This is a genomic window from Paraprevotella xylaniphila YIT 11841 (assembly GCF_000205165.1).
Lineage (GTDB): Bacteria > Bacteroidota > Bacteroidia > Bacteroidales > Bacteroidaceae > Paraprevotella > Paraprevotella xylaniphila.
The window spans coordinates 52,004-64,628 of sequence record NZ_GL883811.1 but is presented as its reverse complement, the minus strand read 5'-3'; the positions used below and the strand labels follow the sequence as shown (position 1 = coordinate 64,628).

Annotated in this window: 11 protein-coding genes; 7 read left to right on the top strand and 4 right to left on the bottom strand. The window is 48.7% G+C overall.

Annotation, left to right across the window (positions count from 1 at the left end; all coding sequences use genetic code 11):
- Positions 1-106 precede the first annotated feature (106 nt).
- Both HMPREF9442_RS01080 and HMPREF9442_RS01075 read left to right on the top strand, forming a co-directional pair.
- Positions 107-2,278, top strand: coding sequence for a fasciclin domain-containing protein (locus tag HMPREF9442_RS01080; RefSeq protein WP_008624345.1), 2,172 nt, complete (start codon positions 107-109; stop codon positions 2,276-2,278).
- A gap of 175 nt (positions 2,279-2,453) precedes the next feature.
- Complete coding sequence (locus HMPREF9442_RS01075; protein WP_008624343.1) at positions 2,454-3,155, top strand: SIMPL domain-containing protein; 702 nt, start codon at positions 2,454-2,456, stop codon at positions 3,153-3,155.
- 7 nt (positions 3,156-3,162) lie between these two features.
- Here the strand turns inward: HMPREF9442_RS01075 and HMPREF9442_RS01070 are convergent, their stop codons facing one another.
- Together HMPREF9442_RS01070 and HMPREF9442_RS01065 are read right to left on the bottom strand one after the other, a co-directional pair.
- On the bottom strand, positions 3,163-3,828 hold the full coding sequence (locus HMPREF9442_RS01070) for an HAD family hydrolase (RefSeq protein ID WP_008624341.1): 666 nt from the start codon (positions 3,826-3,828) through the stop codon (positions 3,163-3,165).
- A 97-nt stretch (positions 3,829-3,925) separates the two neighbouring features.
- Complete coding sequence (locus tag HMPREF9442_RS01065; protein WP_008624339.1) at positions 3,926-4,543, bottom strand: outer membrane beta-barrel protein; 618 nt, start codon at positions 4,541-4,543, stop codon at positions 3,926-3,928.
- A gap of 476 nt (positions 4,544-5,019) precedes the next feature.
- Between HMPREF9442_RS01065 and HMPREF9442_RS01060 the strand changes: the two genes are divergently transcribed.
- The 4 genes from HMPREF9442_RS01060 to cbiB all read left to right on the top strand — a co-directional run bounded on the left by HMPREF9442_RS01060 (position 5,020) and on the right by cbiB (position 8,868).
- Positions 5,020-5,943, top strand: a complete 924-nt coding sequence (locus HMPREF9442_RS01060; RefSeq protein ID WP_253270974.1) for a TolB family protein — start codon at positions 5,020-5,022, stop codon at positions 5,941-5,943.
- A 40-nt stretch (positions 5,944-5,983) separates the two neighbouring features.
- On the top strand, positions 5,984-6,742 hold the full coding sequence (locus HMPREF9442_RS01055) for an outer membrane beta-barrel protein (protein ID WP_008624331.1): 759 nt from the start codon (positions 5,984-5,986) through the stop codon (positions 6,740-6,742).
- Positions 6,743-6,871: 129 nt separating this feature from the next.
- Positions 6,872-7,888, top strand: coding sequence for a threonine-phosphate decarboxylase CobD (cobD, locus tag HMPREF9442_RS01050; protein WP_008624325.1), 1,017 nt, complete (start codon positions 6,872-6,874; stop codon positions 7,886-7,888).
- 8 nt (positions 7,889-7,896) lie between these two features.
- Positions 7,897-8,868, top strand: coding sequence for an adenosylcobinamide-phosphate synthase CbiB (gene cbiB, locus HMPREF9442_RS01045; protein WP_008624323.1), 972 nt, complete (start codon positions 7,897-7,899; stop codon positions 8,866-8,868).
- Here cbiB and HMPREF9442_RS01040 read toward each other — a convergent pair.
- Both HMPREF9442_RS01040 and HMPREF9442_RS01035 read right to left on the bottom strand, forming a co-directional pair.
- Positions 8,851-10,347 (bottom strand): cobyric acid synthase, encoded by a 1,497-nt coding sequence (locus tag HMPREF9442_RS01040; RefSeq protein ID WP_008624322.1) that lies wholly within the window; start codon positions 10,345-10,347, stop codon positions 8,851-8,853. The two genes, cbiB and HMPREF9442_RS01040, sit on opposite strands and share 18 nt — an antisense overlap.
- Positions 10,348-10,766: 419 nt before the next feature.
- Complete coding sequence (locus HMPREF9442_RS01035) at positions 10,767-11,204, bottom strand: Hsp20/alpha crystallin family protein (RefSeq protein WP_172604782.1); 438 nt, start codon at positions 11,202-11,204, stop codon at positions 10,767-10,769.
- Between the two features lie 472 nt (positions 11,205-11,676).
- Here HMPREF9442_RS01035 and HMPREF9442_RS01030 point away from each other — a divergent pair, with 472 nt between their 5' ends.
- Positions 11,677-12,606 (top strand): hypothetical protein, encoded by a 930-nt coding sequence (locus HMPREF9442_RS01030; protein WP_008624320.1) that lies wholly within the window; start codon positions 11,677-11,679, stop codon positions 12,604-12,606.
- Positions 12,607-12,625 lie beyond the last annotated feature (19 nt).

Sequence of the window (12,625 nt, the reverse complement as noted above, 5' to 3'; positions counted from 1 at the left end):
AGGTAATTCCATTTTTAACAGAAAAAAATGAATATATTATATATTTCTTTAGTACCTTTACAACCCGAAAACAAATAAAATTAACCTAATAAAACCTATTCGATCCATGAAGTATCTATCCCAAATTACCCCATGTATCTGCGCCATCCTCCTTTTAATAGGACAGGGTGGGATTCTCACAAGTTGTAACGATGACCTTGCAGCCGACAGTTACTACACTTTCACAGGTGAAATGATGAGTGATTTTTTGGCGAACCGTGAAGATTTCAGCCAGTTCAAACGCATCGTAGAGCGGGCCGGCAGAATGGACTTGTTGGCAAGCCGGGGAGCGAGGACGCTGTTCCCGCCCGTAAACTCCGGCGTGGAAGCTTTTCTAAAAGAAAGAGGATACGCCTCCGTCGAAGACATTCCGGCATCTTTTTGCGACACGTTGGTAAAAGCCTGCCTTATAGAACGAACGTTGTACACATACAACCTTTCTGAGACGCATCAGGAAAGCAACCAATTGGATTTACCCTTGATTATCGTGACCGATGGTGACACGGTCGATGCCAACGGTATGACGCTCAGCGTCATTAACCGACGTGCCGCCATCATCAACGAACTGAAGAATGACTCTGTAGAAAACGGAGTAGTACATCCTGTAGACAAGGTTTTAGTACCCAATACCAGTCTGGGAGCCAGCCTATTGGATGAGAACCATGAAGATTTCACCATCTTCTATGAAGCCCTCAAACGGACCGCACTGCTCGACTCCCTGTCACGCTACCGTGATGATGACTACGAAGAATGGAAAAACAACTACGCTCCATTCACACAAAGCATGCGTATCGGAAATGAAAACTATGTAGGCAAACGTCCGGATCATCGATATAGCGGTTTCACGCTTCTCATCGTACCCGACAAAGTACTTTACGAGAAATACAACGACCGTTTCAACGAGGGCATGACCATGGATGAAAAGATCGACGCCCTGTATGACTTAGCTGAAGAAAAATACGATGACAACACTTCTGCCAGCATCTTCGGGTTAGACAAGACAGACCCTTCTACCGGAAAGACATACAAAGAACTTTATTGGAACAAATCTTCATTGAAGAGCCAATATAACCCCCTGCACATGTTCCTGTCTTACCATATCCTCGACCGGTTGTTCACTAGCACGGCCAAACTGGTAAACTGTTGGGGAGTCAATACGGCTTATCTTGACCCGACGGAATGGGTCGGCACCTTGTTAGACTTTTCTACAATAAAATTGGAACGGGTTTACCGTACAATCGACCCTGCGGTAGAATACGAACGTGATTACTATATCAACCATAGTCATGCCAGCGCGTACAACAATGATGAACGCATCCGAGGTGCCCATCTGACGACTCCTGAAAATACCGACAACTTCTCGTTGAATGTGGCTTATTTCTACATAGACGACGTGTTGGCCTACGACCAAACCATGCGCGCCAAGGTCATGAATACCCGTATGCGAATCGACTTCATGACGTTGTGGCCGGAACTGACCAACAACAACATCCGCTTGTGCGGTAATCCTACACAAGCCTATAACGCCGGAGACAACAGCGAAGACGGGACAGAAGCCGGAGGTTACAATTATTATCTTCCACCCGGTTACTTAAAGAATGCCACATTCAGCGAAAACACCACTTTCTTCATACAGCGCCCCATCGTATATTGGTCGAGTTTGCATGGAGACGTATTAGGCGTTTTGGGTACGAGTTACGACGTGACCTTCCGCCTGCCTAATGTGCCTCCCGGCACCTACGAACTGCGTTTAGGTTATTGCGCCTTGGCCGACCGCGGAATCGGACAGGTTTATGTGGACGGCGTACCTCAAGGCATTCCTATAGACATGCGATACGGCCCTAGCGACGCAAGAGTAGGCGGCCTTTACAACGGCTTCAAGGGTTGGAGAAACAAAGAAGAAAACTCCAGCGGTATCTATACTTCTGAGGAATTGGAAGAGAATGCACGTGTCATGAAGAATAACGGATACTACAGCGGCCCCAAGGGTGCGTTCTACAATAACGACGGAACTGACGCACCAAGATACAGTGCAAGCGTCTGTGTAACTCATTATAACCAGAACGATTTGATGCGTCGTAAAATCTGTAACGTGGAAGTAAAAGCAAACACCCACCATACCATACGTTTGCGTTCCGTGCTTTCAAGCAGTGAAAGCGGAAACTTCGTCCTCGATTACATGGAACTGGTTCCGATAGACATCTGCGGAGCCGGAGGTCTCGGGGAAGACCTCTATTAAACACGTTCCGCAACAAACTATAGTCCCATCTGTATACGTCTTTCTAACAAGGCCGGAATACAGATGGGACATTTTTTTCGGGCATATTTAGGATTTTTCATACTTCTCCTTGCCATATTCACCACATATCAGCTATATTTGCTTCTTACGATTGTATTCATTAAAACTTTAACGCATGAAGAATTGGAGAATAGAGGCCATTATCTTGGCCGTAGGATTGTCATTAGCCGGCGTATTCGTACGCAATGGCCTCAGCGAGTTTTCATCCCACAGCCGTGTAGTAACCGTCAAGGGGTTAGCCGAAATGGAAGTAAAAGCCGATAAGGTTACGTGGCCGCTGACTTATAAAGTCTTGGGAAACGATATGGTATCCCTTTATAATGAGATAGAGGAATCCAATGCAAAAATCATCGCATTCCTGAAAAGCAAAGGGGTCAAGGAGAATGAAATTAGCATAAACGCCCCGGAAATCATCGACACCAAAGCCGAACGCTATAATACGACCGTGCAACCCTACCGCTACAATGTAACCACGGTCGTCACGGTCACCTCTAAACAAGTAGACTTGGTGAGAGGTCTCATCAACGAACAAAGCGAACTGCTCAAACAAGGAGTTGCCATCATTTCCGGAGATTACCGCTACAACGTGGCATACGACTACACGAGCCTCAACGACATCAAGCCAAAAATGATAGAGGAAGCCACCAAAAATGCACGTACGGCTGCCGAAAAGTTTGCCAAAGACTCGGAAAGCCGCTTGGGAAGCATACAACGCGCCTACCAAGGACAATTCTCCATCGAGAACCGGGATCCGAACACACCTTATATAAAACAGGTACGTGTCGTAACGACGATAGACTACTCGCTTGAGGACTGACCGGAGTTCACAACCTGGAAATGGATTCCAACAGACCGGGTATATCAGCAGGGCTGTCCGCAAAACGGACGGCCCCGTTTCGTTCCAAGAAATCCCGGTCGCGGAAACCCCATAATACAGAAATACACGGAAGCCCCGCATGGGCAGCCGTAGCCACGTCTACATCCGAGTCTCCTACGTAAACGGCTTCGTCCTTTTCCACCCCCAGTTCCTGCAATGCAATTTCCACCATGTCGGGAGCCGGTTTGCGACGTATGCCGGCACGCTCTCCTACGGCCACTTGTACCGTATCCTGAAAATAATGACGATAGAGTTCATCCACCCCGCCTTGCAGTTTATTCGACACAATGGCAATCTTATAACCGGCCATTTTCAGTTCATGCAACAAATCCGCAATACCCGGATATAAACCGGTCTTCACCATGCAATGTTCCACATAATAGCGTTTGAAACAGTCGAAAACAGCCTCAAACCGCCCACTATCCGTACCGGTTGGCACGGCACGTTCCATCAATTTGCGCACTCCGTTACCCACAAAACTGCGCACCTCCTCCACACTGCGCGGAGGAAATCCGAACTGTACCAGAGCATAATTCGTACTATCCGCCAAATCGTCCAACGTATTAAGCAACGTACCGTCCAAGTCAAAAACGACCGTAGTAATTTTCGCCATCCTTATTATCTATAATCGAACAAAATTTCCGCAAAGGTACAAAAAAGCGGCCCACACACAAGTGCAAGCCGCATAAAGTCTTACCTTATTTGCTAAATCAGAATGCGTAACCCAAACGAATCATATGGTTTACCGCACCGGCCGGGCCGTCATCCCACGCTTCTCCGAAACCACGCTTGAAGGTGTATTCAAAGTTAACACGTTTATACCATACGCCTAAGCCCAACAAGATACCTCCGTCACAACGGTTGTAATCATCAATGTCACCAATCTTAATTTCATCATCCACGAATTCTTCCCAATGTTCCCAATCATCATCAACGTCCCATTTAATCTTGCCTCCCATATCAACACCGAAGAAAGCACCGAAACGTCCGTCAATGGCAAAGTTGTTTGTCAAATTGTACTTATAACCAATGGTTACCGGGATATTGAAATTATGTGCCCGAAATTTCATATCAGAGTGGTCGGCCTCAAAACCACGCGTACCAAACATCAAGCCCACATTCCAATAAGCACCTTTATAAAAGTTCTTGTTATAATCCAAGCTAATATTGTAGCTCGGCAACATGTCCAACCCTGCGGTATTGTCCCCTTTGAAATTATTAGCCGCAAAACCACCACGCAAGATGAATTCTCCACCTTTCACTTGTGCATTCATCGTAGCTGCCCCCACCATGAAAGCTGCTACCAACATTAAAAAGATTTTTTTCATAAATTAAGTTTTTAAATTAAACAATATCGGCGCATTTATCACACCTCACACAAATATACGCAAATAAAATCTATCTGAAGTAGATTTCAGAGAAAAAAGATTCTTCATCCTACTTTTTGGAAACAAATAAATCCAAAACGGACAAAAGAAAGTAAAAATTAATAAGAAAAACGATGGAAGAATTTGATTTATCTCTTCATAAGAGAGCAACTATTTAATGCAAAAATATTCAAAAGATTGTATAACGCAAAATTATCTTCCGATAAAATACAAATTATGTGCACAAAATGTTGAGAAAGTTAAGAGAAACCGTCTTTTCAAGAAGGCTATCATACTATATAACAAGATGAAACGCCACACAATTGCTCTCTTATGAAGAGATATACATTTAAACCAAAAAAGGAAACACAGATATGAGATTCGGAATACAACCTTATAGCATGTTTTTTCTACTCGCTTTAGCTTGTGAATCAATTATGGCTCAAAGCGTAGACTACTCGGTGGTGTCTGTTCCGGAAGAATCGGGAACCGATTTCACCCAAATTTCCCAGACCACAGATTATGTGTGCATGCCGGAAGTCAAACGAAGCAACCGAGGCATCGGTTGGTTCTCCAACCGCATTCTGGATATTTCCACAGACGGAAGCCAGATTGCCTACCTGTCTTTCCGTAACAACACGACCAATATCTTCATTAAAGATTTGAGTAAACAAGGTTCTTCCATCCAGAAAACCAACCGTACTGCCGTATTGGACTTTTCTTATTCACCCGACGGTAAGCAAATCGTGTTCTCCGAGGCTCGCGGGAAGACCAACCAGATATTCCAAACGTCTGCCAACAAGGGTTTCGTATGCCGCCAAATCACAACCGGCAACATGGACTATTCCCCGATTTATTCGGCGAACATGAATTTGATATTCTTTGCCCGACAGGAAAACAAAAGCATCAGCATATGGAGCCATGACATGAAAAACAACTTCTTAGCCAACTACTCCCAAGGCCTGAACCCCTACCCCGTCAAAGGCGAACCGGCATTCATCTGCGTGCGCCCCAATGCTGCGGGACACAGCGAGATATGGAAGGTCAACTACGAGACTGGAGTGGAGGAATGCATCGTCTCGCAACCCGATCGCGACTTCACCTCTCCTTCCATCTCACCGGACGGACAATGGTTGTTGTTCGTGGGAAGCAGTAAAATAGAAACCGGCTCTTTTTCTTACTACAATACCGACTTGTTCGTGTCGCGTCTGGACGGAACGGGATTTGCCCAACTCACCTACCATGCCGCAGACGACCTCAGCCCGGTGTGGAGCAAGGACGGACACTACATCTACTTTGTGTCGCAACGTGGAAACAAAGAAGCCAAAGCCAACATCTGGCGTATGACATTCAACTATTAGTGTTTAATCAAATAATTTACTAACATCAAAATTTGGGATTATGAAAAAGTTTAAGTGTTTATTGACCGCGATGTTGTTGGGTTGCTCTACAATGTCTTTCGCACAGTTCATGAACGGCAGCGGTTCATCAGCTTCATCATCTTCTGACGTAGAGGCTTGGAAAGGTTTGCGGTTCTCGTATGACCGCGTATTCATCAACCAAGACTTCGACGACCCCGATGACTTGGATATGAATGGATTCTCCGTAGATTACGAACATGCTTTTAAAGTCGCTAAGAAATTGCCCTTGTTCATCCAAACCGGTATAGGAATCAACTTCTCACGCCATAGCGACAGTGAAAGCGAATCAGATGAATATTATGGCTATACAGTCGGATATGAATCCAAGAATTCTATCACACAATTAGGCTTGAACATACCCATAAATTTAGTCTATGGCGTAAAAATCAACGAACAGTTGGCCATCAAGCCTTACACGGGTTTCTATCTGCGTGTAAATCTAATGGCAAAAGAAAAGGAAGAATTCACTCTTAATATTCCATCAGAGTTTGAAGACTACATTGACAGAAGCGATTACGAATACGACGAAAGCTATAACTTGTTCGACAAAGACGACGTAAACGAATTGTATGGTTCCGACGACTGGAAATGGAACCGTGTGCAGTTCGGATGGCAAATCGGAGCCACACTCGACATCAGCAAGTTCAACGTGGGCATCGGTTATGCTCTCGATTTCAATGAAATCACGGAAAAGACCAAAACCAGCAAGTTTATGGTCAAATTAGGATATAACTTCTAATCCATAGAAGTTTCTTCATGGCTTAAACCAACGGGGACATGCAGTGAGTGCACGTCCCCGTTTTTTATCCACCCTCTCCCTCTCATATCTTATCATTTTTACGTACCTTTGCCCCAAAATGGAATCACCATGCTCAACGGACACGGAGACGACTCATACCGGTACAACCGTAAGATAACCCTGAACTTCAGCAGCAATGTATATCACCATACATCGCTTGCCCCCCTGTTCCGGCATTTGGAGAACTGTTGGGAGCAAGTACGTTCCTATCCCGAACCGTCACCGTATGCCGTAGAAAACAAACTGGCCCAAGCGATGGGGATAAGCGCAGAATCGGTCTGCCTGACGAGCGGAGCCACAGAAGCCATCTATCTGGTTGCGCAGGCTTTTTCCGGAAGACGTTCCTGCATCCTGTCCCCCACGTTTTCGGAATATGCGGATGCCTGCCGCCTGCACGGCCATCAGGTACAATCCATCTATACCACCGACCATCTGCCGGAGGATGTGGACATCGTGTGGATCTGTAATCCGAACAACCCGACCGGAGCCGTCCTTCCCCACGATGAGATGAAACGGTTAGCCGCGCAGCATCCGGATGTCCTGTTCGTCATCGACCAAAGTTATGAGGATTTCACCCTGCGCAGGCTGTTTTCTCCGCATGAAGCCGCCGCACTGCCTAACGTCATATTGCTCCATTCCCTGACGAAACGTTTCGGCATCCCGGGATTGCGCGTCGGCTACCTGACCGCCCGGCGGGAATGGACGGCGCGTGTCCGGCAGAACAAAATGCCGTGGTCGGTCAACACATTGGCATTGGAAGCCGCCCTCTTCCTGACGGAACATGAAAAAGACTTTCGGTTCGACCTGCAAGCTTTATTAGAAGAGCGAGCACGCATGGCCAGGCAATTGGAAGCCCTGCACATAGCCGAAGTTTGGCCAGGAGAGACCCACTACCTGTTGGCCCGGCTACGGATGGGCAAGGCCTCGGCACTGAAGGACTACTTGGCCGAAACGCATGGCATGCTCATCCGCGATGCCGGTAATTTTGAAGGATTGGACGAACGGTACTTCCGCATAGCCGTACAATCCCCCGAAGAAGACGACCGCCTGCTCTCCGCCATCGGAGAGTGGATGTTTTCCATATAACCACGACTATGCACAGCATTATTCCTTTACTCATCGGATGGGGGTTGGACCTCTGCACCGGAGACCCCGCCCGGCTACCGCACCCCATAGTGGCTTTCGGCCGTTGGATCAGTTTTTTTGAACGGAAAGCCAACCACGGGAACCATCGGCGTGCCAAAGGGACTTTCTGGACCATCGCCACGCCCTGCACCCTGTTCCTATCCGCCCATCTCGCCTTGGCCACCTTATGGGCAGCCTGCCTGCAATGGGAGATCTGGGGAACTTATTTGTACTATCTCGTGACGGGCATACTTATCTTTTACTGTCTGGCAGGCACGACGCTCGTCCGGGAAGTGCGCAGGGTATTCCGAGCCGCCGACCGTTCTTTGGAAGAAGGAAGGCGGCAAGTGAGCCGCATCGTAGGACGGGATACAAGCCGCCTCAGCGACCAGGAAATACGCACCGCCGCTTTGGAAACCTTGGCGGAAAACTTGAGTGACGGTGTCATCGCCCCGTTATTCTGGCTCTACGTGCTAGGTATCCCGGGGATGCTGACCTATAAAATGATTAACACCATGGATTCCATGCTCGGCTACCGCACCGAACGGTTCAAGGACTTCGGCCGCACAGCCGCCCGGATAGACGATGCCGCCAACTACTTGCCTGCCCGGCTCACCGCCCTTCTGATGGCGTTGGCCACGTGCATCCCCTTTCGGAAAGGCAAAAGCGCCCGCAACCTGAAAGAAGAACTGCGCTTCATCCGACGCTACGGCCGGATGCATGCTAGCCCGAACTCCGGCTACCCCGAAGCGGCGTTGGCCGGCATATTGGACTGCCGCTTCGGCGGGCCGCACCACTACTTCGGCGAGTATTGTTTCAAACCGTACATCGGAAACCGCCAGCGCCCGCTCACCACTGCCGACATGCGACAGGCCGTGGCCATCAACCGGCGTGCGGAAATCCTGATGATCCTGACGGGCGTCTTACTCTACCTCCTCTGACGACAAGATGCGATAGAACTTCTTCATATCCAAATGCCGCCGAACATGGGCGGCCAAAAGGTCGTATTGCCTTTCTTTGTAGTCAGCATAGTCCTCCGTAGTCCCGCAAGCTGTCCCCTCCGTATAAGGAGCCAAAAGGAAATCCAAGACAGAAGGGTTGTCCAGAATACCATGGATGTAAGTCCCCATGCAACGGTCATGGACATAACACCCGTCGGTTGTCCCGTCCGCCAATCGGTTCAAGGGGATGAAGGATTGCCCTGCCTCGTCGGCCACCGTCCTGCCCATGTGGATTTCATAGCCCCGGCACAGCGTTCCGCAGCCGTGAAAACGGAACTCCACCTGACGGGTCACTTTCTCCCGGCCGATGACCGTATGCACGGGCAATAGCCCCAGACCGGACAAGCGTGCCGGTGTGCCTTCCACCCCGTCGGGGTCGGCCACCTCCGTGCCCATCATCTGATAGCCTCCGCAAATCCCCATGACGGTCTTGCCGCTCCGGGCTGCTTGTACCACGGCCTCGGCCAAGCCGTTGCGTTTCAGTTCGCGCAAGTCGTCCAACGTGCTTTTACTGCCGGGTAACACGATGACATCCGCTTTCTGCAACTCATCTGCCCGGTCGGTGTAATACAGGTGCACCCTGTCGTCGCGTTCCAATCGGTCGAAATCCGTGAAGTTCGACAGATGGAGCAACTTCACCACGGCCACATTCACCCGTCCCGCTACGGCACGTCCGTTCTTCTGTTCCAGTTCCACGGAATCCTCCTCCTCAATCTGTATGTCGTGGAAATAAGGTATCACTCCGAGTACCGGCACGCCGCACACTTCCTCCATCATCCGCACACCATCGTCGAACAACCGACGGTCGCCCCTGAACTTGTTAACGATGATTCCTTTTATCCGGCAACGGTCTTCAGGTGTCTGCAACATGATGGAACCGTAAGCCGAAGCGAAAACCCCGCCCCGGTCGATGTCTGCCACCAAGAACACGTCTGCCCTGGCATGGCGGGCCATGGGCATGTTCACGATGTCGCGGTCCCGCAGGTTGATTTCGGCAATGCTGCCCGCACCCTCCATCACAATGGGATTATAGCGGATGGCGAGCCGGTCGAACGCTGCACACACCGCCGCCCGCAGTTCCTCGCGTCCGCCTCGACGGAAATAGTCGTAAGCCGAACTGTTCCCCACGGGTCGCCCGTTGAGCACCACTTGCGACGTATGGTCGGAGTTCGGTTTGAGCAACACGGGGTTCATATCCGTGTGGCACGGTATGCCGGCCGCTTCGGCCTGCACGGCCTGCGCCCGCCCTATCTCAAACCCTTCGGGAGTGGCATACGAATTGAGCGACATGTTCTGTGCCTTGAACGGAGCCGGACGGTACCCGTCTTGCCGGAGGATGCGGCACAAGGCCGCGGCCAGTACGCTCTTGCCCACGTCGCTCCCCGTACCGGCCAACATGAAAGGATGTAATTTTCCCATATACGAATCATGGATGATTATGCCGCAAAGTTAAGGCGAAACCCGTGATAATAAAAATGAAAGGTCTGAAAAATGAACCGTCACCATGACCGGACGGAAACAATGGCAAAGCCCATACGTTCATTTTATCCAACAAAACGCCCTCGCACTGTGAAATCGCAACACACTATATTCTAATAAATTACAATCTTAAAATCAATCTCAGGAGATTGATTTCCCGTTCTGCGCCAAACGATTTTTCATTCTACGCCAAACGATTTTCCGTTTGGCGCACGATGAAAATGCGCCTTCAAGTCCTCTTACAAACGGAAAGGCGGTATCGTGCCATCACTACCGGGGACAACCCAAAAGAGGATGCCCCGGTACACCCCGAAACATCCCCCTACTTTACCCCTTATGCCAAGAAGGAGAAGAACTGCTTACTGTATTTCAATCACACGGTTCACTTTCGCTTTTTCTTCCGGCGTGCGTTTCGGAAGCGTGATGTTCAACACTCCGTCGCTCACGTTTGCACTGATCTTGTCTTTCTCTACATCATCCGGCAAAACCAAAGCCTGTTGGAACTTGGCGTAAGAAAACTCACGACGCAAATAGCGTTTGTTCTTCTTGTCTTCCTCTTTTACCTCGTTCTTTTTCTCCATCGAGATAACCAGTTCTCCGTCTTCGCCCAAATGGATGGTAAAATCTTCTTTCGTCATTCCCGGGGCGGCCACTTCCACCTTATAGTCTGCGTCGCTTTCTATCACGTTGATAGCCGGTGCCGTGGCGTTTACCTTGCCCATCCATTCATTATCGAAAAAGTCGTTAAACAAACTCGGTAACCAATTCTGTCCATTGTACTTTCTAATCGGTGACATAATCTTCATCTCCTATCTTTTAAGTTTTACATTCATTTTTTTCTTTCCGGACGGCCTTCCTGCCGGTTGCCCCGTCCGCTTGATTAAAATACAAACCCCGTACCCGGCAACTCCAAACTTTCATCGGGCCGTCTGAGATTAAACTTTTGAAAACCTTTTTAAGCCTGTACGGACTGATTTTAAAATTGTGCAATCCTTTTTAGCACCAACTCTTTTTTCCGACTGACACTATTGGCGTAGGAAGCGACAAAATGTCAGCAATCAACGGTTTATCATTTTCTTTCTATTCTTTTTATTTCATTATATTTTACTTCGCAAGGATAAATCCTTATATTTGTAACATGATTATTTTTCTTTCAATCCCCAATCACCCGACGAAGCAGAAATATCCGGTAGGGCGCACCTTCCAGTCGCGAGGAAATGATGGAACGTATCGCAGACATATACATTATTAATATAACAAAAACAGAAAATGAAGAAAATGACGTTCAAAGTTTGCATGGCGGCTTGCTGCGCCGCATTGGCCTTAAGCGCCTGTAGTGAAGAAGATGCCACCCTGCACGGCGTGGCACCGTCGAAAATCGGTACCATCAGCCTGAACACCGGCAAAGACCAAGTGCGCCCCGGCCAACCCCTGACAGCCTACATCGCCCTCCCCACAGGCGGGCAGAACATCAGCGAAGCAACTTACACATGGGGTGTCCTGAACTATCCTTCGGACAAGGAAGAAAACGGCACGGCCTATTTCAGCTTCACCGCACCCGAAGAACCGGGGCAATACAATTTATCGTTTAACGCCCGTTACTTGTTCCTCGGTCCTGACGCGGAAGGCAATATTTACAAGGACATGAGCAGTACGTTAGACTATACCGTCATTACCTGCAACATTTTCAGCAGTTTTTGGAATGATGATATAACCACCACCCTGAAGGTATACCCCCAACTCACGGAAAACGAATCGCAACCCGGCACTTATTTGGGCACATTCGCGGACAAACTGTCCTCCAGTTCTGCCGCCACCATCAACCGCGCCTTCATATTCAACAACGACGTTCTGTCGAAAATCACGGAATATGAAATCTACTCCAATAAGGACGTAAAGACATACGCCAGAAAATTCTATCTCCTGCTGAACTATGCCCAAAGGAGATTCAACATGGAAGTGAAGGCCACATATTACGACGATGCTTCAGTTCCCGGCCTCCATACCCCGATAGCCGAAGAAGACTGGAACAATGAAAATTGGAGGAACGAGATTGGCCAAAAACTCCAAGCCGGTACTCTCCGCCTTTATTGCCAATTACAAGACGAGCATACCCAACTGTGCCTGAGTGCGTTCAACACCAGTGACGGCAGTGGCATCTACATCGTCCGTGACTACACTGCGAATATCATCAGATAAACCTTTCGACATGAATCAC

Coding starts and splice junctions, on each gene's coding strand:
- HMPREF9442_RS01040 (WP_008624322.1), bottom strand. CDS start 10,347: ATGGGAAAATTACATCCTTTCATGTTGGCCGGTACGGGGAGCGACGTG.
- HMPREF9442_RS01030 (WP_008624320.1), top strand. CDS start 11,677: ATGAAGAAAATGACGTTCAAAGTTTGCATGGCGGCTTGCTGCGCCGCA.
- HMPREF9442_RS01070 (WP_008624341.1), bottom strand. CDS start 3,828: ATGGCGAAAATTACTACGGTCGTTTTTGACTTGGACGGTACGTTGCTT.
- HMPREF9442_RS01075 (WP_008624343.1), top strand. CDS start 2,454: ATGAAGAATTGGAGAATAGAGGCCATTATCTTGGCCGTAGGATTGTCA.
- HMPREF9442_RS01065 (WP_008624339.1), bottom strand. CDS start 4,543: ATGAAAAAAATCTTTTTAATGTTGGTAGCAGCTTTCATGGTGGGGGCA.
- cobD (WP_008624325.1), top strand. CDS start 6,872: ATGCTCAACGGACACGGAGACGACTCATACCGGTACAACCGTAAGATA.
- HMPREF9442_RS01055 (WP_008624331.1), top strand. CDS start 5,984: ATGAAAAAGTTTAAGTGTTTATTGACCGCGATGTTGTTGGGTTGCTCT.
- cbiB (WP_008624323.1), top strand. CDS start 7,897: ATGCACAGCATTATTCCTTTACTCATCGGATGGGGGTTGGACCTCTGC.
- HMPREF9442_RS01035 (WP_172604782.1), bottom strand. CDS start 11,204: ATGTCACCGATTAGAAAGTACAATGGACAGAATTGGTTACCGAGTTTG.
- HMPREF9442_RS01080 (WP_008624345.1), top strand. CDS start 107: ATGAAGTATCTATCCCAAATTACCCCATGTATCTGCGCCATCCTCCTT.
- HMPREF9442_RS01060 (WP_253270974.1), top strand. CDS start 5,020: ATGGCTCAAAGCGTAGACTACTCGGTGGTGTCTGTTCCGGAAGAATCG.